The following is a 24,689-nucleotide window of genomic DNA, read 5'->3' as shown; positions in this document are numbered from 1 at the left end:
GGAGCGGGCTTGCTCGCGAAGACGGCGGTAGCTTCAACCTTGATGTTGACTGACACTACGCTTTCGCGAGCAAGCCCGCTCCCACAGGGAGATTGTGATTAGCCGTAAAAACGCGGGCGTTCGGGCAGTTCGACTTTGACGATCTGCCCACTCTGCTGCGCTTCAACACAAGCATCCGCCGCCACTGCCGCGGCAAAGCCGTCCCAGGCCGACGGCCCGCCCACCTGCCCGGCGCGTACACCGTCGATGAAGGCCTGCAATTCAACGTCGTAGGCGGCGATGAAGCGATCCTTCCAGTCCATCAGGATTGCATTGGACAGCTTGGCACCACTGCGCAGTTGCACCTGGGACGGTTCCGGGAGTTTGGCGATGCCGGTCTCCCCCACCACTTCACACTGGATGTCGTAGCCGTACTGGCAGTTGACGAACACCTCCACATCGATGCGCGTGCCCTTCGCGGTTTCCAACAGAACGATCTGCGGATCGCGCAGGTGCGCCAGCGCCTTGCTGGTCTTGCGCGGGAATACCACCTGCACCGAAACGTAGTCATCGGCCAGCAGCCAGCGCAGCACATCCAGCTCATGAATCAGTGTGTCGGTGATCGCCATGTCGGTCTTGTAGTTCTCCCCCACGCTGGGATTGCGATGCGCGCAGTGCAGCATCAGCGGTTCGCCGATCTGACCGCTGTCGATCACCGCCTTGAGCGCTCGATAGCCTTCATCGTAAGGGCGCATGAAACCGACCTGAACCAGCCGCTTGCCATGGGCGACTTCGGCTTCGACGATCTTGCGACAGCCTTGGGCCGTGACCGCCAGAGGCTTTTCACAGAACACCGGTTTGCCGGCCGCGATCGCCGCCAGCACGAACTCTTCGTGGCTCGGCCCCCAGGACGTGACCAGGATCGCCTCAACGTCTGGCGCACTGATCAAGGCATGCCCATCGGGATACACCTCGGCGGTCAGTTTCAGGTCGGCCAGCACCTTCGCCGCCTGGGCGAGGTTGATGTCGGTCACCGCCACCACCTGGCTGTTGAGCAAGGTCTGGCTGCAACGCCGGATATGGTCCTGGCCGATGGCCCCGGTGCCGATGACGCCCAGCTTCAAAGACATGAATAACTCCTTTCGTAGGGTTGGGGGCGGTTAATACTGGCGAGCTTCGGCCAGTCGTTCATTGAGGGTTTTGGCGACCGCATCGGTGCGCGCGCTGGTGGAGACTTGCGCCACGCCGACCCGCCACCACGACAGGTAGCTGTGGATCATGGTCTTGGGCAATACCTTGATGTCGATGAGGGTCGAGACCGTTTGCAGCCGCGCATCGGCCAGGGCCGCGTGGAGTTCATCGAGGGTTTTGACCTTGTAGGTCTTGCAGCCGTAGGCCGCCGCGCTCATGGCGAAGTCCACCGGCACGAAGCCGCCATCGAGCTTTCCGGTGTCCGGGTTGCGGAAGCGGAACTCGGTGCCGAAGCTGTCCATGCCGTTGCCCATCTGCAAATTGTTGATGCAACCGAACGTCATGTTGTCCAGCAGCACCACATTGATCTTGCGACGCTCCTGAATCGAGGTCGCCAGCTCCGAATGCAGCATCATGTAGGAGCCGTCACCCACCAGGGCATAGACCTCTTTGTCGGGCTCGGCCAGCTTCACCCCCAGCGCCGCGTTTACCTCATAGCCCATGCACGAATAGCCGTATTCGACGTGATAGGTGTTCACCCCCTTGCTGCGCCAACTGCGCTGCAAATCCCCTGGCAGGCTGCCGGCGGCGGCAACGATGATCGCCTCATCGGCCAGGGTTTGGTTGAGGGTGCCCAGCACGCGGCTCTGGGTCAGGCAGGAACCGGTGAGTTCGATGAATTCGCGAAACACCGCCGGGTCCATGCGGTCGTTGATTTCCGGGATGAAGTCCTCGGCTTGATAATCGGCCTGGTAGATCCGGTCGACCTCGGCGTCCAGCTGGACCTTGGCGTCGGCGATCTGCCCGCCCCATTCAGCGCGATAATCGCCCATCGCCGCGGACAGGGCCTCCAGGCCCGAGCGAGCGTCGGCCAGCAGTTGCACGCCATCAAGCTTCAAGGCATCGCACGGGCTGATATTGAGGTTGAGGAACTGCACATCCGGATGCTGGAACAGCCATTTGGACGCGGTGGTGAAATCGCTGTAACGGGTGCCGATGCCGATGATCAGGTCGGCTTTCTTGGCCAGCAGGTTTGCCGCCAGGCAACCGGTTTCGCCAACGCCTCCGACGTTCAGTGGATGACTGGACACCACCGCGCTCTTGCCGGCCTGGGTCTCGGCAAAGGGGATGTCGAAACGCTCGGCAAAAGCTAGCAGCGCCGCGTTGGCTCCGGCGTATTTGACCCCGCCGCCGCAGATGATCAGCGGCTGGCGCTTGCCTTTGAGCAGCGTCAACGCATCGTCGAGCATGGCTTCGGTGGCCGGGCGCCGGTCGATGCGATGCACGCGTTTTTGCAGAAAGTAATCCGGGTAATCGTAGGCCTCGGCCTGTACGTCCTGGGGCAGCGCCAGGGTCACCGCACCGGTTTCAGCCGGGTCGGTGAGCACGCGCATGGCGTGGATGGCGGCAGTCATCAGTTGCTCGGGGCGGTTGATCCGATCCCAGTATTTGCTCACGGCCTTGAACGCATCGTTGGTGCTGATGCTCAGGTCATGGAACTGCTCGATCTGCTGCAACACCGGGTCCGGCTGGCGACTGGCGTAGACATCGCCAGGCAACAACAGCAACGGGATGCGATTGGCCGTCGCGGTGGCGGCGGCGGTCAGCATGTTCGCCGCGCCAGGGCCGACCGACGACGTACAGGCGTATATTTTGCGGCGCAGATGCTGCTTGGCGAAACCGATGGCAGCGTGGGCCATGCCCTGCTCGTTGCGGCCCTGATGGACCACCAGGTCGCCGCTGTCCTGCTCCAGCGCCTGGCCCAGCCCCAGCACATTGCCGTGGCCAAAAATGGTAAAGACCCCGGCGACGAATTTGCTCTGGACGCCATCGACCTCGACATACTGGTTATCGAGGAATTTCACCAGGGCCTGGGCCATGGTCAGTCGTGTTGTGGTCATGCTTGCACCTTGTCTGAAATGCAAATCTGGCAGTCGGTTCGATCCCCTGTGGGAGCGAGCCTGCTCGCGATAGCGGTGTGTCAGGCAACTTCGAGATGACTGTCAGTCCGCCATCGCGAGCAGGCTCGCTCCCACAGGGGTCTTCATCATTTTGATAACGGTGTCAGCCATGGAGGTTTTGCAAATGATTCATGCTCACCCCCAACGCCTGACGGATGTCGGCCAGCTCATGGACGCTCTGGGCAAACGGTTCGAAAGACAGGTAGCCCTCGTAACCACCGGCCCGCAACGCCTCGATCTGCACGGTATTGCCGAGGATGTCGGCTTCGCCCACCAGCACGCGGTGGCCGTCGCGGATGGTCGTCAAGGGTGCCTGGGCATCCTCGACACCGGAGATGTGCACCAGCCCGGTCAGCTCGGGGAAAAACTCCTGCTCACCGGCCAGGTGATGATGAAAGGTGTCATGCACCAGACGGAACACATCCAGCCCGCCAATGGCCTTGATCGCTTCCACGGCGGTGCGCTTGCGGCGCAGCGAACACTCTTCAAACCCCAACGGCTCGATGAAACCGTAGATGCCGAAAGCCCGCAGGATCGGCGCCAGCTCACTGAGGGCCGTACGCAGCCCGGCGGCGCGTTCGGCCTCGCTACGCGGGTCGGCGCGGTCGTTGAGCGGGCACATCACCAACCCCTCGGCAGCGCATTCGCGGGCATAGTCGGCCAACCGCACGGCCTGGGCACGGCGTTCCTCGTTCCATACGTCGAAGGGATACAGCGCGTTGATCGACAACACCTTGATACCCCGCGCCTCACATAACTCACGCACCTGTGCGGGCGGCATGCCGTTTTCGATCTCGACGCCCTTCAGATCGTTGCGGATCTCGATGGCATCGGTTTTCAGCGCCAGCGCCAGGTCGATGAATTCGGGCAGAGACAGGTGCGGAGCAACCATTCGGTTCAAGGCAAAACGCAGGGGCTTGTTCATTGTTGTTATCCCTCCGGCATTCATAAACGGTTATTGGGCAGTCGGCATGCTGAACTCAGGGCCCTTGGCGATGCTGTCGGGCCAGCGCTGCATCACGCTTTTGTAGCGGCTGTAGAAGCGCAAACCTTCTTCACCGTAGGCATGGTGATCGCCAAACAGCGAGCGCTTCCAACCGCCAAAGGAGTGCCAGGCCATGGGCACCGGAATCGGCACGTTGATGCCTACCATGCCGACCTTGATGCTGCGAGCAAACGAGCGGGCAATGCCGCCATCACGGGTGAAGCAGGACACGCCGTTGCCGAACTCATGGGCATTGATCAGGGCCACGGCGCTGGCGAAATCCGCCACGCGAACGATGCCCAGGACCGGACCGAAGATCTCTTGCTGGTAGATGCTCATCTCGGCGGTGACCCGGTCGAACAGCGTCGCCCCGACAAAGAACCCTTGCTCAGCCCCCGGCACCTTGAAACCACGGCCATCGACGATCAGACGAGCACCTTCGGCGACCCCGGCGTCGATGAAGCCTTCCACCTTGGCCTTATGCTCGGCGGTGACCAGCGGCCCCATGTCGGTGCCGGGTTGCTGACCGTTGCCGACCTTCAACTGGTCAATGCGAGGCAACAGTTTGGCGATCAGCTCATCGCCCACATCCCCCACCGCCACGGCAATGGAAATCGCCATGCAGCGTTCACCGGCCGAGCCGTAGGCCGCGCCGATCAGCGCATCTGCTGCCTGGTCGAGGTCGGCGTCGGGCATAACGATCATGTGATTTTTCGCCCCGCCCAGGGCCTGGACGCGCTTGCCATGCGCCGTGCCCTGCTGGTGGATGTACTCGGCAATCGGCGTGGAGCCGACGAAAGAAATCGCCTCGATGTGCGGGTGCTGCAACAGGGCATCCACCGCCACTTTGTCGCCCTGGACCACGTTGAACACACCGTCCGGTAACCCGGCCTCCGTCAACAGTCGGGCCATCAGCAGGCTGGCGGACGGGTCACGCTCCGAAGGTTTGAGGATGAAACAGTTACCGGCCACCAGCGCCAAGGGGATCATCCACAGCGGCACCATCACCGGAAAATTGAACGGCGTGACTCCGGCACACACACCCAAGGGCTGGCGCAGGTTCCAGTTGTCGATGCCGCCGCCGATGTTGTCACTGAAATCGGTCTTGAGCAGGTTTGGTGCACCGCAGGCGTACTCGACGATCTCGATGCCACGGGTGACTTCGCCATGGGCATCTGACAATACCTTGCCGTGCTCGCGGCTGATGATCTGCGCCAGTTCGTCATGATGCCGATCCAACAGTTCCTTGAACTTGAACATCACCCGCGACCGGCGCAACGACGATTGCTCGGACCAGCCCGGGAACGCCGCCAGCGCTGAGGCCACTGCGGCCTCGACGGTGCCCGGCTCGGCCAGCGCCACCCGGGCCTGTACCCCGCCGGTGGCCGGGTTGAAGACGTTGCTGAACCGCAGCGTGTCGCTGTCCTGCACTCGACCGCTGATGTAATGGCCTACTACCGGGGCATCGCTCATTGTTCTTGTTCTCCGTGCAAAGGATGGAAGTCAGAGATCAAGCAGCCAACTGTGCTGCGGATCGTTATGGAACTGCCAGACCCGCTTCGGGCCGGCCATGACGTTCAGGTAATATGACTCGTACCCGTAGGGCACGCTGACCGGGTGGTAACCCTTGGGCACCACCACCAGGTCGCTGTTTTCCACGGCCATGGCCTGGTCGATGCTGCGGTCGTCGGTATAGACCCGCTGGAACACGAAGCCCTGGGACGGGTTGACCTGGTGGTAATAGGTTTCTTCCAGAAAGCTCTGGTGCGGCAGGTCGTCGGTGTCGTGCTTGTGGGGCGGGTAGCTCGACGAATGTCCTGACGGCGTGCGCACTTCCACCACCAGCAGTGAGTGGGCCGGCTCACTGTCGGGCAGGATGTCGCAGACATAGCGGGTGTTGGCGCCCTTGCCGCGCACGCTGCGCTTCATGCTGTCGGGGCGGATCAATCGTGGGCCGTATGGGTTTTGGGCTGAACCCGGCGCGGCACACACGGCGATCTGCACATCGCTGAGGGCGGTCACCTGGGCCTGGCTGCCCGGCGGCAGGTACGCGGCATAGGGCGATTTGTCCTCGAACACCGATTGACGATCACCCAGGTTGTCCCAATCGAAGGCACCCTGCCCCGGTGCTTCGCCCTTGAGGTTGATGCGCCCGCTAAGCAAGACCAGGCACAGTTCCTTGTCGGCGGCAGCCACCGGCAGCTTTTCACCAAGACTCAAACGGTAGGCGGCAAACCCGACATACTCCAGTTCACCGGCGGGTAGCTGGACCATGGTCTGGCCGCTGGGCTGACTTTTGATCAACAGGCTCATGACGCAGTCCTCTCTTGCAGCAAGGCGCGCAGGGTGTCGTAGCCTTTCTTGGCGTAGGCATAACTCGGGGCCACGGCCGGATCCTGTTCGGCTTCTACCACCAGCCAGCCGTGATAGTCGGCTCCCAGCAGGACTTCCAGCAACGCGGCGAAGTCGATGTCGCCATCTCCCGGCACGGTGAAGGTGCCGTTGATGATGCAGTCGGGGAAACTCCAGAGGTTGTTGCGCGCCAGTTGCACCACGGGCTTGCGCACGTCCTTGAAATGCACATGGCAAATGCGCTCGATGTGCTTGCGCAACACCTGCAACGGTTCGCCGCCGCCCATGTAGCAGTGGCCAGAATCGAACAGCAGGCCGACCTCGCTGCCGGTCAGGGCCATCAGTTTGTCGATGTCCGAAGGCGATTCGACATAGGCGCCCATATGATGGTGATACGCCAGGCGCACACCCCGGGACAGGGTGAAACGCGCCAACTCGGTGAGTTTGTCAGCGTAGTCTTGCCAGGTTTCGTCCGTGTGAAAACGCGGTCGCTCGATCAGTGGGATGCGCTGGCCTTGAATGGAATCGGCCACCTCGCCGTACACCAGCACCGTCGCGCCGTTTTGCGCCAGCAACTCGACATGGCTGGCGATGGCATCGATCTCTTCGGCCGCCGAGCGCCGGGCCAGGCGACTGGAATACCAGCCGGAGACCAGCGCCAGGTCATAGGGTCGCAGCACATCGCCAACGCCCTTGGCATCCTTGGGAAACTTGCCGTTGAGCTCGAAACCTTCGTAACCGATTGCCTTGCCTTCGCTCAGCGCCGTACTCAACGGCGTCTCGCCACCCAGCGATGGCAGATCGTCGTTGCTCCAGGAAATCGGGTTGATGCCAATTCGAATAGCGGGCATGGCTGTACCTTTTATTGTTTTTCACAAATCAGTAAGAACGACGCTGAACACTTGTGGGAGCGGGCTTGCTCGCGAAGGCGGCGGCATATTCAACAAGGATGTCGCCTGACACACCGCTTTCGCGAGCAAGCCCGCTCCCACATTGGATTGGCGTTAACTCATCTATCCCGCGCAGCCCGCCACGCCTCGATCAACTCCACAAACCTACCCTGCACCTGCCGGATCAACGTTTCATCGTCGATTTCCCCGGCCAGCCAGGCGCGACTCGGTTCCTGGAAGATCGTCCGCCCGACGGCAAATCCACGGCAGGTTGTGCTCTGGCTGGCCTGGCGGAAGCCCTCGGCCAGCACGGCGGCCGGGGCGTTGAGGCCCAGCAGTACCACACCTCGGCAATAGGGATCACGCTGTTGAATCAGCTCATCAAGTTGCTTCCATTCGTCTGCCGTCTGGGCTTCGATCTTCCACCATGATGGGAAGATGCCCAGGTTGTAGAGGCGTTTGAGGGCGCGATACAGCACATCCGGGTGCGGCGACGGATGATCCTTGGGTGGAATGACTTCCAGCAACAGTTCATGGCCGCTGACCTGGGACGCCTGATACAGCGCCATGAGTTGCGCCTCCTGTTCCAGGCGCAGCAGCGGTTCGTCGTCGGGGTGAAATTGCACCAGGCACTTGATGATCTGTTCCTGGGGCCAGGCGATCAGGTTGCTGCCGATGGAGCGCCCGTGTTCGAACGCCAGCGGCCGTGACCCCTGCACCTCCACTGGCCGCGCCACCCACCAGTCACGTCCAGTGGCGGCATTCAGCGAGTCCTGGCCGAAACGTTGATCGGCCAGCAAACCGACATCGGCCTCGACGCCCTGACGTTTCAGGTCGGCTTCGACCCGTTCCACGGCCTGGATGAACAGTTGTTTGAGTTCGCTGATGGCGCTCAGCTCACGCCCGCCTTTGTGGGCCAGCTCCACCAGTTGCCAGCGATGATCGAAGGCAAAGATGAACAGTTGCTTCCACTGTTTGCGCGGCACGCTGACCTGATGCAGACGCTGCAAGACCACGTCCCGATCCGGCCGGGTAATCGCCACCGGGCTGTTGAACAGGTAGTCGAGTTCAGCCCGGGTCGGCATCGCCGGGGCACAGGCATGGCGCGACACCACCAGACCACCGCAGGCATTGGCCAACTGGCAGCAGCGCTCATCACTGGCGTCCTCCAGCCAACCGGCGAGAAAGCCCGACATGAATGCATCACCTGCGCCCAATACATTCAGGACCTCGACCCGTACACCAGGATAAATCGCACCGTCTTCAAGTCGGGCCGGGATGGCACCATGAATCACCGTGCAACCTTGCGGGCCGAGCTTGACCACCAAGGTCGCCGACGTCAGCGAGCGCACGGTACGCAACGCGCTCAGCAGATCTTCGCTGCCGCCGGCGATCAGGAATTCTTCTTCGGTGCCGACGATCAGGTCGAAACGCGGCAGGATGCGTTGCACGTGTTGGCTGACTTTCTGGTCGGCGACGAAACGGGTTTCCCCATCGGCCTTGCCTGCCAGGCCCCAGAGGACCGGGCGATAGTCGATGTCCAGCACGCGCTTGACGTTGTGTTTCTCGGCGTAATCCAGCGCCTGGGTGCTGGCCTTGTAGACACTTTCGGTAGAGAAATGCGTGCCGGTGATCAGCAGCGCCTTGCTGGAGGCAATGAACGTTTCATTGATGTCCTCGGCGCGCAGCGCCATATCGGCGCAGTTTTCCCGGTAGAACACCAGGGGAAAGGTTTCCCGGTCCTTGATACCCAACAGGACCATGGCTGTCAGACGTTCAGGGTCGACCTTGATGCCACTGACATCGCAGCCTTCGCGGGCCAGGGACTCCACCAGGAAACGGCCCATATGGTCGTCCCCTACCCGGCTCAGCATCGCCGACTTGAGCCCCAACCGCGCGGTGCCGAAGGCGATGTTGGCCGACGAGCCACCCAGGTATTTGGCGAAGCTTGCGACATCTTCCAGACGCGCTCCGATTTGCTGCGCGTAAAGATCGACGCCCAGGCGTCCCAGGCAGATCACATCCAATTGACGCCCACTGGCAAAACGAGTCTGGCCCATGCTGGCTCCTATTATTTTTATCAGCCCGCGCTGGCCACCGAAACCGGCGCCAACGCTCTTGGTGGATGCAGACTAAAACGAGCGGCAGCCAACAATCAATAATTATTCTATAAATTTTTTACGTGGAATATTTTTTCCAATACGCTATCACTGGAGCGTGCCAGACGCGGTGCATCGTTTCAGCCTGGTCATAACGATGTCTGCTCATGATTTTCCCCATGCCTACGCTGTAGACTGCGATCAGCCAACCTATTGTCGAGGACCGCTCTTTTCACCGGGCAGCCCTATAAGAACAAGCCAGAAGGATTTTCTATGAGCCGCACCGATCTGCCGGCGCCGTCCGAGAGCGCGTCAGAATCCGCCCTCCCAAGCCCACCGATCAATGCCGAGCGTCTGCTGCAACTGATTACTGACGAGTATGAAAGCCTGCCGCGCCAGCTCAAACGCATCGCCAGCTACATGAGTCAGCAAAGCGACCGGATCATGGTCGATCGCATCAGCGACATTGCGCGCGAATGCGAAGTGCATCCGTCGGCCATCGTGCGGTTTTCCCAGCGTTTCGGCTTCAGCGGGTTCAGCGAAATGCAGGCCTTGTTTCGCGAGGCCTATACCCACAAGACCACGCCGGTGCAGAACTACCAGCAGCGCATCCGCAGCATGATCGCCAACAAGTCGCAGAAAGCCAGCGGCGGCGACCTGGCGCGCGAATGCGTCAACGCCACCCTCTCGGGTATCGAACGCCTGGGCCTGGAGCTGGACGATCAGGCCTTCGACAAAGCCGTGGACCTGGTGGTCAACGCCGACAACATCTATGTGGTCGGGGTGCGGCGCTCGTTCGCAGTGGCCGATTACCTAGTCTATAACCTGCAACACACCAACAAGCGCATTCACCTGGTTTCCGGGCTGGGGGGCAGTTATCGCGAGCAGATGCGCAGCGTGCGGGCCAACGACTTGGTGATCGCCATCAGCTTTACGCCCTACGGTAAGGAAACCCAGCACTGCCTGCGCATTGCCCAGCATCATCAGGCCAAGACACTGATCATCACCGACAGCAACCTGTCGCCCTTGGCCAAACGGGCCAATGCGGTGCTGTTGGTGAACGAAGGCAGTTCCTTCGCCTTCCGCTCGTTGAGTGCGACCCTGTGTTTGTGCCAGGCTCTTTTTATCGCCGTGGCTTATCGGTTGGAGCTCAAGGTCGATGAAATCCATGAACAGGTGGGCTTCGAGGATTGACGTCCGGGGTTGCCTTATAAGTTGTCTTATAAAAAGTCGCTAAAGGAAAAGCCATGAAACTGATCGGCATGCTGGATTCACCCTATGTGCGACGTGTCGCCATCAGCGCCAAGTGCCTGGGGATCGCGCTGGAGCACGAATCGGTTTCGGTGTTCAGGCATTTCGAGCAATTCCAGAGCATCAACCCGGTGGTCAAGGCCCCCACTCTGGTGCTCGACGATGGCGGCGTACTGATGGATTCCACGTTGATCATCGACTACCTCGAGACCTTGGCCGCGCCGGGCAAAAGCCTGATGCCGGTCGACAGTGGGCAACGGCTGCGCGCACTGCGCGTGATTGGCCTGGCCCTGGCAGCGTGCGAGAAGTCCGTGCAGATCTACTACGAACGCAACCTTCGGCCGACAGAAATCCAACACGCCCCCTGGGTCGAACGCGTGGAAGGCCAACTGGCGGCGGCCTATGACATGCTCGAACAGGAATTGGTGAAACAGCCCCTGGCCACCGATGGCCCCCTCGATCAGGCGGGCATCACCGTGGCGGTGGCCTGGAGCTTCACCAACCTGGTGGTGCCGGATCAGGTGCAGGGCAAGTCATTGCCGTCGATCAGCGCGTTTACTGCCTATGCCGAAGGGTTGGAGGCGTTTGTCAGCACGCCGATGGAATAGCCGGCTGCGAACAAAAAATCCTGAGGGTAACCAGAGTACCTGTGGGAGCAAAGCTTGCTCGCGATAGTGCTGGATCATCCTGCAACAATGTTGACTGGTATACCGCTATCGCGAGCAAGCTTTGCTCCCACAGGCTCGCACTCAGTTTGTTTGCGGGGGACCGCAGGATATGTGTTCACCACAAATCCCACATAGGATTTGCTCAGACCAACTCCATTTCCTTTGGCTTTACCATCGGCGCCACCTCAAACCGATCCGCCAGGAACGGCGTGATGTCCAGCGGCAGCGGTTCGTGGTTCACCAGTTTGTCCAGCAACACTCCGGTGATGGCCGAGGTCAGGATGCCGGTGCGGAAGTGCCCGCAGGCATTGAGGTAGCCTTCCACGCCGCGCATCGGCCCCAGGATCGGCAGTTCATCGGGTGAACCGGGACGCAAACCGGCCCAGGTGCGTTTCAGGTTGATGTCGGCCAGCTGCGGTATGCACCGCACCGCGCCCTGCACCAGCCCCTCGATCTCCGGGTAGGTGGTGGTCACGTCGAACCCTTTGTCTTCGGTGGTACTGCCGATGAGGATTTCGCCGTTGTCCTTTTGCGCGACATAGCAGTCGCTGGTGGTCAGGCACCCGTTGAGGATCTTCGGCATGCGCTCGGTCAGCAGGATTTGCCCCTTGACCGGCTTGACCGGGATGCGCACACCCGTGGCCTGTTCGCTCAGGTCCGCGGCCCAGGCACCGGCGGCATTGATCAGCGTCCGGCAGTTGAACGTCCCGGCTTCGGCGGTTCTCACCCCCGTCACCCGCGCCCCGTCTCGAAGCACCTGCGCCACGTTGGTGTTGAAGAACAGATCGACGCCGTTCTGCCGGGCACCTTCGGTGTAGGCGTCGGCCAGCCGGAACGGGCTGACCTGATGGTCGCACAGGAACTCCAGCGCCCCTCGGGCCTCGTGGCTGACATTCGGCTCAGCCTCGCGCAGGGCTGCCCGGTCGAGCCAGCGTACCTGATCGGCCAAGTGGGGAATGCAGGCGACGATGTGCTCGGCGTACAAACGGTCTTCGTCGTCGTAGATCACGAACTTGAGCCCGGTCTGCTCAAACTTGAAGTCCATGCCATGGTTGTCCATCAGCTCGCGGTGCAGTTGGGGGTACATCGCATTGGACTGCAAGGCAAAATCGAAGAATGACTGGGGCAGGATGTGCGGCGTGCTGGCGTCCACCGCCACGGCGGCGCTCTGATCCGCTATCGGGGCCTGGCGCTTGCGGTTGGCCGACATCATCCGAAAGAAGATCACCCCGCAACCCAGGCCCACGGATTCACCGATGGCCCACAGGCCGCCGGCCGAAGCTCGGGTGGCGTTGCCGGGGCGCTTGGCGTCGATCAAGGCGATCTTCAGATGCTTGCGCTTGGACAGTTGATAGGCGCAGGAAGCACCGATCACGCCCCCGCCGGCGATGACGACGTCATAGTGTTTGCGGTCTGGATGCTCAGTCATGCTGGACGGCCTCCGGACCAACGTTCTGAAAAGCTGAAAAGGGAATCGGGTCGATGGGAAAACGTGGCCGCAGCCAGCCAACATCGGCACGCCCGGTGGCCTGGCGCAGGCGATCACTGCAATAGCCCACGCACATCCGTCCCTGGCAATCGCCCATGCTCACGCGGGTGCGCATTTTCAGGCTGGCCATGTCTTGCACGCCCTGCTCCAGGGCGCGGTCGATGTCGGCGCGGGTCGCGTGTTCGCAACGACAAATGACCGTATTGGCGGTCGGCAAATCGGTTTGACCGGCGCCGCGTTGCGTGTAGCGGTCTACGGCAGCGCGAAAACGAATAATCCGCTCCAGTTGCGCTCGATACCGGTCGCGGTGCTCCAGGGCAGTGGACGAAGCCAGCAGGTCGGCCTGCATCAGGATCGACAGCGCGGCCATGCGCCCGCTCAGCATGGCGGCTTCACCACCGCGAATCCCGCCCACGTCGCCGGCCAGGTGAATGTGCGTCTGGCTGCTTTGTTGCCAGGCATTGGACACCGCCCGTAAATAACCGTCATCGCTGAAGCCATGCTCCAGGCCCATCTGTTGGCTCAATTGGGTGCGCGGGATGAAACCATAGCCAACCGCCAGCGTCTGGGCCGGGACCTGCTCGGCTCGTTCGAGGTCAGGCTCCCAGGTACTGGAATACGGTGCGACGGTGACGATGTCCAGCTCGCCCTCGCCGTTGGCCTGCACCACTCCCCAGCCATAACGCACGGGGATGCGATGCAGTTTGAGATAAGCCAGCATGCTCAGGCCGTCGAGGAACAATTGTGGTTTGTTCAGCAAGGCCAGGCTTTCCCTGGCGATCTTGCCGAAGGCACAAGCCTCATAGACGCCCGCCACGGCCACGCCCGAAGCGTGAAGTTGACAGGCCACCAGCGGCAGCAACGGGCCTGTACCGGTGATCACCACCGGCCCCGGCGGTTTGACCGCTCCGCTCTTGATCTGCAATTGCAGACCACCGAGCAGCATCACCCCCGGCAACGTCCAGCCAGGGAACGGCACGCTGCGTTCATGACAACCGGCCGCCAGCACCAGGTGGGAATAGGCGACCTCGCGCAGTTGTTCATCGGGATTCAGCAGCATCAGCGCCTTGAACCCTTCGGCGCCGATGACGCGGTGGTTGAGTCGCACATCGATCAGCCCGGCGTAGCGCTGGAACTCACCGTGGAGTTTCTTCAGGGCTTCGCTGTAGCGCGGCCCCAGGTATTCCAGGCTCACCCCGTCGCGCAGCGGCCCGCGGTAGACCACGCCACCCAGGCGCGGCGCTTCCTCGAGCAGGGTGCAACGCACCCCGTGGGTGGCCAGCTCGATGGCCGCTGCCATACCCGCCGGCCCGCCGCCGACAATCACCGGATGGAGGTTCATGGGGCCTCCCTTTCGGCGATGCGATTGGCCCGGGTTTCGATCTGCATGCCGGGACGCACTTGGGTCTGGCAGGCGCGGCGCTTGTGGCGGCCGTCGATCTTGACCAGGCAGCATTGGCACACGCCCATGCCGCAATATGCGCCACTGAGTTGGTCGTGATCGTTACGGGCTACCTGGCGCTGGCCCAGGGACTGGATGACGCTGAGGACGGTTTCACCTTGCGCCGCGCTGACGGACTGCCCGTCAAGGTGCACCGTCATGTCGGCCTGTTTCAGCGGCTGGATATCAAATTTTCGGCGTAGAAGGTCTTGAAGTTGCATCATGCAGCTCTTCCTTGAAGGTTCAGTGAGGTCTCGGCTCCTTGCGGCACACCATCACCGGTTCGTGTTAGTGCCCATCAGCGACAGCGCGCCAAAGCAGGGCAACGGACGCAGCATGATGGTGCGCGCTGAATTTATGTTAGGGATTATTTGTGACCAAGTGTTGATCCAGGCCAGTGAATACCGCTGTCGGCGTCCATGAACATTTTTTCAGAAAGCCGACAGGTATTTTTTGGCAGAATGCTGCGCAATGGCTCCAATTTCTCACCCGGTACCGCCCATGAACCGCATTTTGACCATCGAAGACGACGCCGTGACCGCCCGTGAAATCGTCGCCGAACTGACCCGCAACGGCCTGGATGTCGACTGGGTCGACAACGGCCGCGAGGGTCTGGAACGGGCGGTGAGCGGCGATTACGACCTGATCACCCTGGACCGCATGCTGCCCGAACTCGACGGGCTGGTGATTGTGACGACGTTGCGCACCATGGGCGTGGCCACGCCGATCCTGATGATCAGCGCCCTCTCCGATGTGGACGAGCGGGTGCGCGGCCTGCGGGCCGGTGGCGACGATTATCTGACCAAGCCATTCGCCACCGACGAAATGGCCGCCCGGGTCGAAGTCCTGCTGCGGCGCAACAACGGTGCCCGCGAGCCGGAAACCGCCCTGCGGGTGGCCGATCTGGAGCTCAACCTGATCAGCCGCGAAGCCAGCCGCAACGGGCAACTGCTCAGCCTGCTGCCCACCGAATACAAGCTGCTGGAGTTCCTGATGCGCAACAGCGGCCAGATTCTGTCGCGCATGATGATTTTCGAAGAGGTCTGGGGCTATCACTTCGACCCCGGCACCAACCTGATCGACGTCCATATCGGCCGCCTGCGCAAGAAAATCGACCCGCCGGGCCTGGAACCGCTGATTCGCACGGTACGAGGTTCCGGCTATGTCATTGCTGAACCCCGCTAAGGGCTGGCGCTCCTCCAGCAGCCGCCTGCTGGCACTGTACAGTTCGCTGTTCGTGCTCTGGAGCGCGGTCCTGATGGGGGTGATGTATTACGAAGTGTTCGGCTACCTCGACAGCCTTGCCAAACACTCGCTGATGCAGCGCCAACACCTGTTCGCGCGCATTCATGGCGATCAGTTGGAGGATGCGCTCTTGGCCAGCCTGACCCTGGATGAACGCGGCGTCGACGCCTACGGCCTGTTCGATCCGCAACTGCGCCACTTGAGCGGACCGATCCGGCGTGTCCCCGCCGACCTGCCGCTGGACGGCAAGATTCATATGCTCGGTGGCTGCGTCGACTCCAGAGATCCAGGTATTCCATCCGACAGTTGCGACGCGGTGGCGACCCGGACCCAGGATGGACGCTGGCTGGTTCTGGCGCGGGACAACGGCTCGCTATTCGCGGTGACACGCATCATTCTGCACGCGCTGTTCTGGGGCGTATCCCTGACCATCCTGCCGGGCATTGCCGGCTGGCATCTGTTGCGCCGACGACCGTTGCAACGCATCCGCAAACTGCAGGCCAGTGCCGAGGCCATCGTGGCCGGTGACCTGACCCATCGCCTGCCGCTGTCGAGCCGTCGCGATGAGCTGGACATGCTGGCCGCGATCGTCAACGCCATGCTCGATCGCATCGAACGCTTGATGAACGAGGTCAAGGGCGTGTGCGACAACATCGCCCATGACCTGCGCACCCCACTGACTCGCCTGCGCGCCCAGCTTTATCGCATCCAGCAGCAAGCCCCGGACGGCTCGCCCGAAGCGTTACAGATGGATCAGGTGATTGCCGAAACTGACACCTTGATGGCCAGGTTTCGGGGGTTATTGCGGATTTCCGAGCTGGAAGACCAGCAACGGCGCTCAGGGTTTGTGCGCCTCGATCCGTTGCAATTGTTGCAGGAGCTGCACGATTTTTATCTGCCGCTGGCCGAGGAGCGGGAACTGACCTTCACCCTCGAAGTGCCCGATGCCCTACCCTTGCTCAACGGTGACCGGGCACTGCTGTTCGAGGCCGTGTCCAACCTGCTGAGCAACTCGATCAAATTCACCCCGCCGGGCGGTGAAGTGATCCTGCGGGGTGTTGATCAAGGTGACAGCAGTCGCATCGAAGTGCTCGACTCCGGGCCCGGAATCCCCGAGGCGGAGCGCAAGGCTGTGTTTCGCCGCTTCTACCGCGCCGAGGGTAGCAGCCAGCAAAGCGGCTTTGGCCTGGGGCTGTCGATCGTCGCAGCGATTGTCAATTTGCACGGGTTCACGCTGGATGTGGGCAGCAGCGAGCAAGGCGGCGCTCGGCTGGCACTCGATTGCCGGGCGACGCTGCTGTAGGTAGCGGCTACACAGTTCAGCGGATCATTCAGGCGGGGTCACTTCGATACAGCGGGGTGTTTTCAAGCTCATACCGCAACTCATCGATCAGCTTTGCCAGGCTTTCTTCCGAGCGGACGCTGTCGACGCTCATGCCGCTCACCACCAGATCCACCTCCCCGCTTTCGCGGTGATACAGGCGTACGGTAAGGGTTCCATCGCCGTTGAGGCTGCATTCGCAGGCCAGTGGCTTGAAGCTTTCTTCGAGTCGGGCGCGCAGGGGGGCCAGTAGGGTCATCCGTTGCTCCTCAGCGCTGAAGCCGCGAGCGACCGGCGGGCAGTTGCCCGGCAAGCGTCCTGGCGATTGCACAATTGATTCGTTCACTGCTCATTGTGGCGTGTTCCTTGACTGCTTCGTGGGGGACGCGGCATTACGCAGAGAATGCCGCACCCTCACAGCCTAAGGAGCCAACGACGCGGGCAAAACCCGAATTTGCACCAGCACGCCCGGTGCATTTGCACTGGCCATCATGGCGCCTTCATTCGCCACTCATTGGCGAACAGGCCGCGTTCCCGAGCCCAGACGATCGCCTCGCTGCGGCTGTGAACATCAAGTTTGGAATACAGCGTCGCCACGTGATTGCGCACGGTGTTAGGGGCAAGCTTCAAGCGCGCGGCGATTTCCTTGTCGGCCAGGCCCTGGCAGATCAGCCCCAGCACATCACGCTCCCGAGCTGTGAGCTCGGTAAATGAAGTGCTGGGCAACTGGGCGTTGATGCTCTTCACATTGGCCAGTTTTTCAATCAGGGTCCGACTGAACCAGGAGGCATCTTTCATCACCTCTTCGATAGCTGCCACCAGTTCCAGCTCCGAGCGTTTGCGTTCGGTGATGTTCATCAACACCAGCAAATAACACGGCTTGTCCTGAATGACGACAGTATCGGCGGCCATCTCGCAGTCGATCTGTTCCCCGCCTTTTTTGTGAACCTTGACGTCGACACTGGACACGGTTGCAGTTTTTTCCAGCGTGGCAAACAGCGCGGCGCTGGCATCCGGGTCGAGAAAGCCGATTTCCTCCACGGTTTTGCCCAGCAGCTCTTCACTGGAATAACCGCTGGTCTGAAGAAAGGCTTCGTTGATCTCCAGCAATTGCTGTTCGGCGCTGCACACCAGGGTTGGCACGGGCGTGAGGCGGAACGATTTGGCAAAGCGCTCCTCACTCTGGCGCAACGCCGTTTCGGCCTTGCGGCGCGGCTCCATGTCCATGAAGGAAAACAGCATGCAATCTTCGTCATGCAGGTCATCCAGCGGCTGGCCCGCGACAATCACTTGCTTGCTGCCGCCCCCTGGCAATTTCAACTCAGCCTGCATTTGTGGAATGGTCGCGCCCTGCCCCAGGCGCTCGATGGCCAAGTCACGTTTCTCGGCCGCCTCGAGCACGTCCAGCTCATACACCGAACGCCCGATCACCTGCTCGCGGCTGTAGCCGGTCATTTCCAGAAAGCCCTGGTTGACCTTGATATAGCGCAAGTCACTGAGGCGGCAGATCACCGCCGGCGCTGGGTTGGCACCGAAGGTTTTTTCAAAACGCTGCTCGGCGCTGGCCCACTCGGTGGCGTCGCTGAGAATCAGCACCAACAACTCCGCCTCACCGCTGCGGTCGGTCAGCACCATGCTGCGAATCCGATGAACCCAAGTACGGTCCGGATCAGCCTCGGGCGTGACCTCCACCAATACATCGCTGAACTCATCGCCACGGGCGACCCGAGCAATGGGGTAGTTGTCCGCGGTCAGCGGGTGGTTGTTGCGATAACGCAAATTGAACCGCTGGACGTATTCCTCGGCGTTGGCCCCCAGCTCGTTGAGGTCAGTGACCCCGTGCATGGTCAACGCCGCTTCGTTGGCCCAGGCGATGCTCTGATCGACTTCGATCAACATCACCCCGTCAGACAGCCCGGCGATGATTTGCAGCAGTTGACGACGATTGGTATCGGTAGTCGGGACATCCTGGCTCATCGGGTCTCCATGTGGTCAGAGGAGCATGGAAATTACGACCATCCACGGCGATGACACGTTCCGTGTAGGAGCTGTCGAGTGCAACGAGGCTGCGATCTTTTCAATGCCTCGTTGAATCGAGAGTCGAATCAGGATCAAAAGATCGCAGGCTTCGCCAGCTCCTACAGAATCTATGCGCTGAAATATTGCGCAAATGCTTTTGCCATCGACCTTGCACTTCAACAGCTAGCTTTCTTGATGATTATATCTATCTGGAGATCAGGCAATGCCCCCAGCTGTACATGGATGTCGTTTGCGTAAAGGTCGATTGAGCGAGTCTGGACGCATTTATCTACTGACTGCGGTGACGTATCAACGCCGTCCGGCTTTTTCGGACTGGCGTCTCGGCCGGTTGCTCGTCGATCAGTTGCGCAGTGCCGAAGAAGCCTCAATGGTGACATCCCTCGCCTGGGTGGTAATGCCGGATCATCTACATTGGTTGGCGCAATTGCATCGCGGCAGTCTGGCCGAGTTGATGGGCCGCATCAAATCCCGCAGCAGCCGAGCCGTCAACCTTGCCCGTGGCGGGCAAGGCCGACTTTGGCAGCGAGGGTATTATGATCGCGCACTACGCAAGGATGAGGATTTGAAAGACGCTGCACGGTACATCGTCAACAATCCCCTGCGCGCCGGATTGGCGAGGCGGGTTGGTGACTATCCCCTGTGGGATGCCATTTGGGTTTGATGAGCAAAAGATCGCAGGCTGCGCCAGCTCCTACATACCGCCAATGGCAACGCATTCCGCTGTAGGAGCTGGCGCAGCCTGCGATCTTTTGATCTTTCAGGCCGCCATGCGTCCCTCGGCAATCGCCTGTGAGGCAGCCAGCATTGCCCGCAGCAATACCGCGCAGCCAGCGGCAAGATCGTCGGGGGCGGCGTTTTCGATTTCGTTGTGGCTGATGCCGCCTTCGCACGGCACGAAGATCATCCCGGCCGGCCCCAGTTCAGCGAGGAAGATCGCGTCGTGGCCGGCGCCGCTGACGATGTCCATATGGGACAGGCCCAGCCCTTGGGCCGCACCTCGCACCGCTTCGACACAGCCCTTGTCGAAGTACAGCGGCGGAAAGTCGGCCGTAGGGGTCAGTTCATACGTCAGGCCGTGTTGCTGGCAGGTGTCATCAATGACTTGCCTGACCTGGGCGATCATCGAATCCAGACGCGCCGGCTCCAGGTGACGAAAATCCAGGGTCATGCGCACTTCGCCGGGGATGACATTGCGCGAACCGGGATAGGCTTTCAGGCAGCCAACCGTGCCGCAGGCGTGGGGTTGATGGCCAAGGGCGGCATGGTTGACGGCACCGACGATGATCGAAGCACCCACCAAAGCGTCCTTGCGCAAGTGCATCGGGGTCGGGCCGGCGTGGGCTTCGACGCCCCGCAAGGTCAGATCGAACCACTTCTGCCCCAGTGCGCCCATCACCACACCGATGGTCTTGCGCTCGTCCTCCAGGATCGGCCCCTGCTCGATATGCGCCTCGAAATACGCCCCCACCGGATGCCCGCTGACCGGGCGTGGTCCGGCGTAGCCGATGGCGTTGAGCGCTTGGCCCACGGTAATACCCTCGGCGTCGGTCTTGGCCAGGGTTTCTTCGAGGGTAAACTTCTCGGCGAATACGCCGGAGCCCATCATGCACGGGGCGAAGCGCGAGCCTTCTTCGTTGGTCCAGACCACCACCTCCAACGGTGCTTCGGTCTCTATCTTCAAGTCATTGAGGGTGCGCAGCACTTCCAGGCCGGACAGCACACCGAAGCATCCGTCGAACTTGCCGCCGGTAGGCTGGGTGTCGATGTGGCTGCCGGTCATCACTGGCGGCAGGTTCGGATTGCGCCCCGGGCGACGGGCGAAAATATTACCCACCGCATCAATGCTGACGGTGCAGCCGGCTGCCTCGGTCCATTGCACGAACAAGTCCCGGGCCTGACGGTCCAGGTCGGTCAGGGCCAACCTGCACACCCCGCCTTTGACCGTGGCACCGAGCTGCGCCAAGTCCATGAGCGACTGCCACAAGCGGTCGCGATTGATGTGCTGTTGGGTGGACTGTAGAACGTCGACGGCTGCGTTCATGGGGATCTCCAGTTTTTTCAGGCATTTTCTCGTTGTACTTGAGGCCGCTATCGCGAGCAGGCTCGCTCCCACAGGGGATCTGCTGTGCACACAGACTTGCATTCACCCCAATCCAGTGTGGGAGCGAGCCTGCTCGCGATGGGGCCCTCCTTTACACCGCAGTTTTAGCGATGGACGGGCTCGCCCGCATACTGCACAACCCGTAGTAAATCACCCCGCCCAGTGCCGAGCCGGTGAACCAGCCGTAGCTGTAGAACCAACTGAACGCGTCGCTGCCCAGGGACAGCAGCGTCAGCACCACGGGTACGCCAAAGGCGATGAAGCCGTTCCAGTTCCAGGCCGGGTAGACGTCGTCGCGGTACAGCCCGGCCAGGTCCAGTTGCTGTTTCTTGATCAAGAAATAGTCCACCACCATGATCCCGGCAATCGGCCCCAGCAGGCTCGAATAGCCCAGCAGCCAGTTGGAATAGACCGACTCAAGGCTGACCTCGGAAACGATCAGACCGAGCTTTTTCAGCAGTTCATGGGCCATCAATGCCAACCCCACCAGGCCGGTCAGCATCACCGCCTTGGTACGGCCGATCAGTTTCGGCGCCAGGTTCTGGAAGTCGTTGGTGGGCGAAACGATGTTGGCGGCGGTGTTGGTCGAGAGCGTGGCGATGATGATCAGCACCATGGCCAGTGCCACCCACAGCGGGCTCTGAATGTGCCCGATCAGGGTCACTGGGTCAGAGACGGTCACGCCCACCAGTTTCGCCGAGGCCGCCGTCATGACCACGCCGAGGGCGGCGAACAGGAACATGGTCAGCGGCAGGCCGATGATCTGCCCCACAATCTGGTCTTTCTGGCTCTTGGCATAACGACTGAAGTCAGGAATGTTCAGCGACAGCGTGGCCCAGAACCCCACCATCGCCGTGAGCCCCGCCAGGAAATAACTGGTGACGCCGGCACCTTCGGGTCGCTTGGCCGGCTCCGCCATCAGCTCGGTCAGGGAGACGTTGGGCAACGCCCACATCAGCAGGCCAACTCCCACCAGCACCAGTAGCGGCGCGGACAGGGTTTCCAGCCATTTGATCGACTCGGCACCGCGCAGCACCACCCACAGGTTCAGGACCCAGAACACCATGAAACCAATCACTTCGCCGGTGCCACCCAGGCTCTTCCAGCCTTCGAACACCGAGCCGAGAAACAGGTGAATCGCCAACCCGCCAAACATCGTCTGGATGCCGAACCAGCCACACGCCACCAGTGCGCGGATCAGGCAGGGAACGTTGGAGCCAATGACGCCGAAGGACGAGCGCAACAACACCGGAAACGGGATGCCGTATTTGGTCCCGGCAAATGCATTCAGCGTCAGGGGGATCAGCACGATGATATTGGCGAACAGGATGGCCAACAGCGCTTCGCCCACCGACAGTCCGAAATAGGCCGTGAGCACGCCGCCCAGGGTGTAGGTCGGCACACAGATCGACATGCCGACCCATAACGCGGTGATGTGCCATTTATTCCAGGTTCGCTCATGCACCTGGGTTGGCGCGATGTCATGGTTGTAACGGGGGCTGTCGAGCACGTCGCTGCCGGCCTCAAGCTCGAATAACCCGTCGCGCTCGGTCACTGTTGATCTGGTCATGTCCGCTCCACTGTTTTCATTATTTTTGCTCATCGACTGGCGATGGCCGGAGTACTTGCATGTAAAGCGCGCGTTCAACCGGCGGCCCTGCCTGGCAGCGACAGCACTCAATAACTGTGCCGATTGCCGCGCCGGGTTGACCGGTTGAACGAAATAACGCTGACAACTTTTTGATCTTTAACGCTTTAATTTAATTTCATTGTTCACTCGCCCCGCGCGCCAGTGCCCTTGAGGCTAGATGACCTGCACGTTCTGTCGAGCCCGAGATTCAAAGTGGTGCACCTCACAATATTGCGAAGCGTCTAAACCGCACTTTCACATCTTTCAAGCTGCTGATTTAGCATGATAAATCTCGCTCAAATAATGAACCTGTCAAGTGCGTCAAAATGGTGAGGCAGCTCACCATTTTGGTGAATTACTGATTTAATTGATATTTTTCAATGAGTTAAACATTCAAACAGTCTATTAAAAATAATCTTGCCGATTCGTTAAACTCCAGCTAGCTTCTAATCCTGACAGCCGTGACAGGATTAAAACTCTGCACGACTTCATCACTTCCCCATCATGATCTATACAACATAAAGAACCGGCATCAGTCGGTCATGCCTGCGAGGAACTCGGAATGTCTTTGTTGATCCGTGGCGCCACCGTAATAACCCATGATGAACGTTATCGCGCCGATGTGTTGTGTGCCGAGGGTGTGATCAAAGCCATTGGTGAAAACCTGGATGCGCCCGCCGATGCCGAGGTACTCGATGGCAGCGGCCAATACCTGATGCCGGGCGGCATCGACCCGCATACTCATATGCAATTGCCGTTCATGGGCACCGTCGCCAGCGAAGACTTTTTCAGTGGCACGGCGGCAGGCCTGGCGGGAGGCACAACGTCGATCATCGACTTTGTCATCCCCAATCCCCAGCAGTCGCTGATGGAAGCCTTCCACCAGTGGCGCGGCTGGGCGGAAAAAAGCGCCAGTGACTACGGTTTTCACGTGGCGATCACCTGGTGGAGTGAACAGGTTCGTGAAGAGATGGCCGAGCTCGTCAGCCAGCACGGGGTCAACAGCTTCAAGCACTTCATGGCCTACAAGAACGCGATCATGGCGGCCGACGACACCTTGGTGGCGAGCTTCGAGCGGTGCCTGGAACTGGGCGCCGTGCCCACGGTGCATGCCGAGAACGGCGAGCTGGTTGATCACCTGCAGCGCAAGTTGCTGGCCCAGGGCATTACCGGTCCCGAAGCCCATCCGCTGTCGCGGCCTTCGCAAGTGGAAGGTGAAGCCGCGAGCCGGGCCATCCGTATTGCCCAAACCCTGGGCACGCCGCTGTACCTGGTGCATGTGTCGACCAAAGAAGCCCTGGATGAAATCACCTATGCCCGCAGCCAGGGCCAGCCGGTTTACGGTGAAGTACTGGCCGGGCATCTGCTGCTGGACGATAGCGTTTATCGCCACCCCGACTGGCAGACCGCCGCCGGTTACGTGATGAGCCCGCCCTTCCGCCCTCGCGGACACCAGGAGGCGCTCTGGCATGGCTTGCAGTCGGGCAACCTGCACACCACCGCCACCGACCATTGCTGTTTCTGCGCCGAGCAAAAAGCCGCCGGCCGCGAAGACTTCAGCAAAATTCCCAACGGCACCGCCGGTATCGAAGACCGCATGGCGGTGCTCTGGGACGAAGGGGTCAACAGCGGCAAATTGTCGATGCATGATTTCGTCGCCCTGACCTCCACCAACACGGCGAAGATCTTCAACCTGTACCCGCGCAAAGGGGCCATTCGCGTCGGTGCCGACGCCGACCTGGTGCTCTGGGACCCGCAAGGCAGCCGCACGATTTCGGCCAAGACTCACCATCAGCAGGTGGACTTCAACATCTTCGAAGGCAAGACCGTACGCGGCGTGCCCAGCCACACCATCAGCCAGGGCCGACTGGTCTGGGTCGACGGTGACCTGCGGGCCGAACGCGGGGCGGGGCGCTACATCGAACGACCGGCGTATCCGGCGGTGTTCGATTTGTTGAGCAAGCGGGCGGAGTTGCACAAACCGGTTGCCATAAAGCGATAAGCGAACGCCGTACATGTAGGAGCTGCCGAAGGCTGCGATCTTTT

At 60.9% G+C, this 24,689-nt stretch carries 20 protein-coding genes; 6 read left to right on the top strand and 14 right to left on the bottom strand.

The genetic code is table 11. From position 1 onward, the window contains the following. Nucleotides 1–98: 98 nt before the first annotated feature. From iolG to HU811_RS11540, 7 genes are all read right to left on the bottom strand, one after another. Nucleotides 99–1,109 (bottom strand): bifunctional inositol 2-dehydrogenase/D-chiro-inositol 1-dehydrogenase, encoded by a 1,011-nt coding sequence (gene iolG / locus HU811_RS11570; RefSeq protein WP_092398855.1) that lies wholly within the window; start codon nucleotides 1,107–1,109, stop codon nucleotides 99–101. Nucleotides 1,110–1,139: 30 nt separating this feature from the next. Next, a complete protein-coding gene (gene iolD / locus HU811_RS11565; RefSeq protein ID WP_186655954.1) occupies nucleotides 1,140–3,071 on the bottom strand; it encodes a 3D-(3,5/4)-trihydroxycyclohexane-1,2-dione acylhydrolase (decyclizing) in 1,932 nt (643 codons plus the stop codon). A 163-nt stretch (nucleotides 3,072–3,234) separates the two neighbouring features. Beyond that, nucleotides 3,235–4,056, bottom strand: a complete 822-nt coding sequence (locus tag HU811_RS11560; protein ID WP_186655953.1) for a TIM barrel protein — start codon at nucleotides 4,054–4,056, stop codon at nucleotides 3,235–3,237. A gap of 30 nt (nucleotides 4,057–4,086) precedes the next feature. Further along, nucleotides 4,087–5,589: a CoA-acylating methylmalonate-semialdehyde dehydrogenase gene (locus HU811_RS11555; RefSeq protein ID WP_186655952.1), complete on the bottom strand. Its 1,503-nt coding sequence runs from the start codon at nucleotides 5,587–5,589 to the stop codon at nucleotides 4,087–4,089. Nucleotides 5,590–5,619: 30 nt separating this feature from the next. Beyond that, nucleotides 5,620–6,429 (bottom strand): 5-deoxy-glucuronate isomerase, encoded by an 810-nt coding sequence (gene iolB, locus HU811_RS11550; protein ID WP_186655951.1) that lies wholly within the window; start codon nucleotides 6,427–6,429, stop codon nucleotides 5,620–5,622. Continuing rightward, entirely contained in the window at nucleotides 6,426–7,319 is an 894-nt protein-coding gene (gene iolE / locus HU811_RS11545; protein ID WP_186655950.1) for a myo-inosose-2 dehydratase, read from the bottom strand. The genes iolB and iolE overlap by 4 nt, the downstream gene beginning before the upstream one ends. Before the next feature lie 158 nt (nucleotides 7,320–7,477). Beyond that, nucleotides 7,478–9,418 (bottom strand): bifunctional 5-dehydro-2-deoxygluconokinase/5-dehydro-2-deoxyphosphogluconate aldolase, encoded by a 1,941-nt coding sequence (locus HU811_RS11540; RefSeq protein ID WP_186655949.1) that lies wholly within the window; start codon nucleotides 9,416–9,418, stop codon nucleotides 7,478–7,480. A 312-nt stretch (nucleotides 9,419–9,730) separates the two neighbouring features. Here HU811_RS11540 and HU811_RS11535 point away from each other — a divergent pair, with 312 nt between their 5' ends. Both HU811_RS11535 and HU811_RS11530 read left to right on the top strand, forming a co-directional pair. Beyond that, a complete protein-coding gene (locus HU811_RS11535; RefSeq protein WP_186655948.1) occupies nucleotides 9,731–10,651 on the top strand; it encodes a MurR/RpiR family transcriptional regulator in 921 nt (306 codons plus the stop codon). Between the two features lie 53 nt (nucleotides 10,652–10,704). Continuing rightward, nucleotides 10,705–11,316, top strand: a complete 612-nt coding sequence (locus HU811_RS11530) for a glutathione S-transferase (RefSeq protein ID WP_186655947.1) — start codon at nucleotides 10,705–10,707, stop codon at nucleotides 11,314–11,316. A 202-nt stretch (nucleotides 11,317–11,518) separates the two neighbouring features. Here HU811_RS11530 and hcnC read toward each other — a convergent pair whose 3' ends face one another. The 3 genes from hcnC to hcnA are packed head-to-tail and all read right to left on the bottom strand — an operon-like array spanning nucleotide 11,519 to nucleotide 14,527. Continuing rightward, entirely contained in the window at nucleotides 11,519–12,805 is a 1,287-nt protein-coding gene (gene hcnC, locus HU811_RS11525) for a cyanide-forming glycine dehydrogenase subunit HcnC (protein ID WP_186655946.1), read from the bottom strand. Continuing rightward, nucleotides 12,798–14,207, bottom strand: a complete 1,410-nt coding sequence (gene hcnB / locus HU811_RS11520; RefSeq protein ID WP_186655943.1) for a cyanide-forming glycine dehydrogenase subunit HcnB — start codon at nucleotides 14,205–14,207, stop codon at nucleotides 12,798–12,800. Before hcnB ends, hcnC begins: the two co-directional genes overlap by 8 nt. Further along, complete coding sequence (gene hcnA / locus HU811_RS11515) at nucleotides 14,204–14,527, bottom strand: cyanide-forming glycine dehydrogenase subunit HcnA (RefSeq protein WP_186655957.1); 324 nt, start codon at nucleotides 14,525–14,527, stop codon at nucleotides 14,204–14,206. Before hcnA ends, hcnB begins: the two co-directional genes overlap by 4 nt. A 280-nt stretch (nucleotides 14,528–14,807) precedes the next feature. Here hcnA and HU811_RS11510 point away from each other — a divergent pair, with 280 nt between their 5' ends. Together HU811_RS11510 and HU811_RS11505 are read left to right on the top strand one after the other, a co-directional pair. Next, nucleotides 14,808–15,491 (top strand): response regulator transcription factor, encoded by a 684-nt coding sequence (locus HU811_RS11510; RefSeq protein WP_047230191.1) that lies wholly within the window; start codon nucleotides 14,808–14,810, stop codon nucleotides 15,489–15,491. Beyond that, nucleotides 15,469–16,854 carry a sensor histidine kinase gene (locus tag HU811_RS11505; protein ID WP_092455361.1) on the top strand — a complete coding sequence of 462 codons (1,386 nt, stop codon included), beginning with the start codon at nucleotides 15,469–15,471 and terminating at the stop codon, nucleotides 16,852–16,854. Before HU811_RS11510 ends, HU811_RS11505 begins: the two co-directional genes overlap by 23 nt. A gap of 28 nt (nucleotides 16,855–16,882) precedes the next feature. On the opposite strand, the gene HU811_RS11500 is transcribed toward HU811_RS11505, so the two are convergent. Next, on the bottom strand, nucleotides 16,883–17,131 hold the full coding sequence (locus HU811_RS11500; RefSeq protein WP_047230189.1) for a DUF1652 domain-containing protein: 249 nt from the start codon (nucleotides 17,129–17,131) through the stop codon (nucleotides 16,883–16,885). Between the two features lie 230 nt (nucleotides 17,132–17,361). Continuing rightward, on the bottom strand, nucleotides 17,362–18,849 hold the full coding sequence (locus HU811_RS11495) for a PAS domain S-box protein (protein ID WP_186655940.1): 1,488 nt from the start codon (nucleotides 18,847–18,849) through the stop codon (nucleotides 17,362–17,364). Between the two features lie 265 nt (nucleotides 18,850–19,114). On the opposite strand from HU811_RS11495, the gene HU811_RS11490 reads away from it, so the two are divergent. Next, nucleotides 19,115–19,573 carry an REP-associated tyrosine transposase gene (locus HU811_RS11490; RefSeq protein WP_186655937.1) on the top strand — a complete coding sequence of 153 codons (459 nt, stop codon included), beginning with the start codon at nucleotides 19,115–19,117 and terminating at the stop codon, nucleotides 19,571–19,573. Between the two features lie 96 nt (nucleotides 19,574–19,669). Here HU811_RS11490 and HU811_RS11485 read toward each other — a convergent pair whose 3' ends face one another. Both HU811_RS11485 and HU811_RS11480 read right to left on the bottom strand, forming a co-directional pair. After that, the gene (locus HU811_RS11485) at nucleotides 19,670–20,953 is read right to left on the bottom strand and encodes a Zn-dependent hydrolase (RefSeq protein ID WP_186655934.1); all 1,284 of its coding nucleotides are present in this window, start codon (nucleotides 20,951–20,953) and stop codon (nucleotides 19,670–19,672) included. A 151-nt stretch (nucleotides 20,954–21,104) separates the two neighbouring features. Next, nucleotides 21,105–22,583 (bottom strand): NCS1 family nucleobase:cation symporter-1, encoded by a 1,479-nt coding sequence (locus tag HU811_RS11480; protein WP_092398887.1) that lies wholly within the window; start codon nucleotides 22,581–22,583, stop codon nucleotides 21,105–21,107. 622 nt (nucleotides 22,584–23,205) lie between these two features. Between HU811_RS11480 and hydA the strand changes: the two genes are divergently transcribed. Next, nucleotides 23,206–24,645, top strand: a complete 1,440-nt coding sequence (gene hydA / locus HU811_RS11475; protein WP_092455358.1) for a dihydropyrimidinase — start codon at nucleotides 23,206–23,208, stop codon at nucleotides 24,643–24,645. Nucleotides 24,646–24,689 lie beyond the last annotated feature (44 nt).

Origin of the sequence: Pseudomonas tehranensis (assembly GCF_014268615.1) — a bacterium.
GTDB lineage: Bacteria > Pseudomonadota > Gammaproteobacteria > Pseudomonadales > Pseudomonadaceae > Aquipseudomonas > Aquipseudomonas tehranensis.
This window is presented reverse-complemented; position numbering and strand designations above follow the sequence as displayed.

What these genes read in the sequence shown, in the direction of transcription:
- iolG (WP_092398855.1), bottom strand. Translation starts at nt 1,109, where the DNA reads ATGTCTTTGAAGCTGGGCGTCATCGGCACCGGGGCCATCGGCCAGGAC.
- iolD (WP_186655954.1), bottom strand. Translation starts at nt 3,071, where the DNA reads ATGACCACAACACGACTGACCATGGCCCAGGCCCTGGTGAAATTCCTC.
- HU811_RS11560 (WP_186655953.1), bottom strand. Translation starts at nt 4,056, where the DNA reads ATGAACAAGCCCCTGCGTTTTGCCTTGAACCGAATGGTTGCTCCGCAC.
- HU811_RS11555 (WP_186655952.1), bottom strand. Translation starts at nt 5,589, where the DNA reads ATGAGCGATGCCCCGGTAGTAGGCCATTACATCAGCGGTCGAGTGCAG.
- iolB (WP_186655951.1), bottom strand. Translation starts at nt 6,429, where the DNA reads ATGAGCCTGTTGATCAAAAGTCAGCCCAGCGGCCAGACCATGGTCCAG.
- iolE (WP_186655950.1), bottom strand. Translation starts at nt 7,319, where the DNA reads ATGCCCGCTATTCGAATTGGCATCAACCCGATTTCCTGGAGCAACGAC.
- HU811_RS11540 (WP_186655949.1), bottom strand. Translation starts at nt 9,418, where the DNA reads ATGGGCCAGACTCGTTTTGCCAGTGGGCGTCAATTGGATGTGATCTGC.
- HU811_RS11535 (WP_186655948.1), top strand. Translation starts at nt 9,731, where the DNA reads ATGAGCCGCACCGATCTGCCGGCGCCGTCCGAGAGCGCGTCAGAATCC.
- HU811_RS11530 (WP_186655947.1), top strand. Translation starts at nt 10,705, where the DNA reads ATGAAACTGATCGGCATGCTGGATTCACCCTATGTGCGACGTGTCGCC.
- hcnC (WP_186655946.1), bottom strand. Translation starts at nt 12,805, where the DNA reads ATGACTGAGCATCCAGACCGCAAACACTATGACGTCGTCATCGCCGGC.
- hcnB (WP_186655943.1), bottom strand. Translation starts at nt 14,207, where the DNA reads ATGAACCTCCATCCGGTGATTGTCGGCGGCGGGCCGGCGGGTATGGCA.
- hcnA (WP_186655957.1), bottom strand. Translation starts at nt 14,527, where the DNA reads ATGCAACTTCAAGACCTTCTACGCCGAAAATTTGATATCCAGCCGCTG.
- HU811_RS11510 (WP_047230191.1), top strand. Translation starts at nt 14,808, where the DNA reads ATGAACCGCATTTTGACCATCGAAGACGACGCCGTGACCGCCCGTGAA.
- HU811_RS11505 (WP_092455361.1), top strand. Translation starts at nt 15,469, where the DNA reads ATGTCATTGCTGAACCCCGCTAAGGGCTGGCGCTCCTCCAGCAGCCGC.
- HU811_RS11500 (WP_047230189.1), bottom strand. Translation starts at nt 17,131, where the DNA reads ATGACCCTACTGGCCCCCCTGCGCGCCCGACTCGAAGAAAGCTTCAAG.
- HU811_RS11495 (WP_186655940.1), bottom strand. Translation starts at nt 18,849, where the DNA reads ATGAGCCAGGATGTCCCGACTACCGATACCAATCGTCGTCAACTGCTG.
- HU811_RS11490 (WP_186655937.1), top strand. Translation starts at nt 19,115, where the DNA reads ATGCCCCCAGCTGTACATGGATGTCGTTTGCGTAAAGGTCGATTGAGC.
- HU811_RS11485 (WP_186655934.1), bottom strand. Translation starts at nt 20,953, where the DNA reads ATGAACGCAGCCGTCGACGTTCTACAGTCCACCCAACAGCACATCAAT.
- HU811_RS11480 (WP_092398887.1), bottom strand. Translation starts at nt 22,583, where the DNA reads ATGACCAGATCAACAGTGACCGAGCGCGACGGGTTATTCGAGCTTGAG.
- hydA (WP_092455358.1), top strand. Translation starts at nt 23,206, where the DNA reads ATGTCTTTGTTGATCCGTGGCGCCACCGTAATAACCCATGATGAACGT.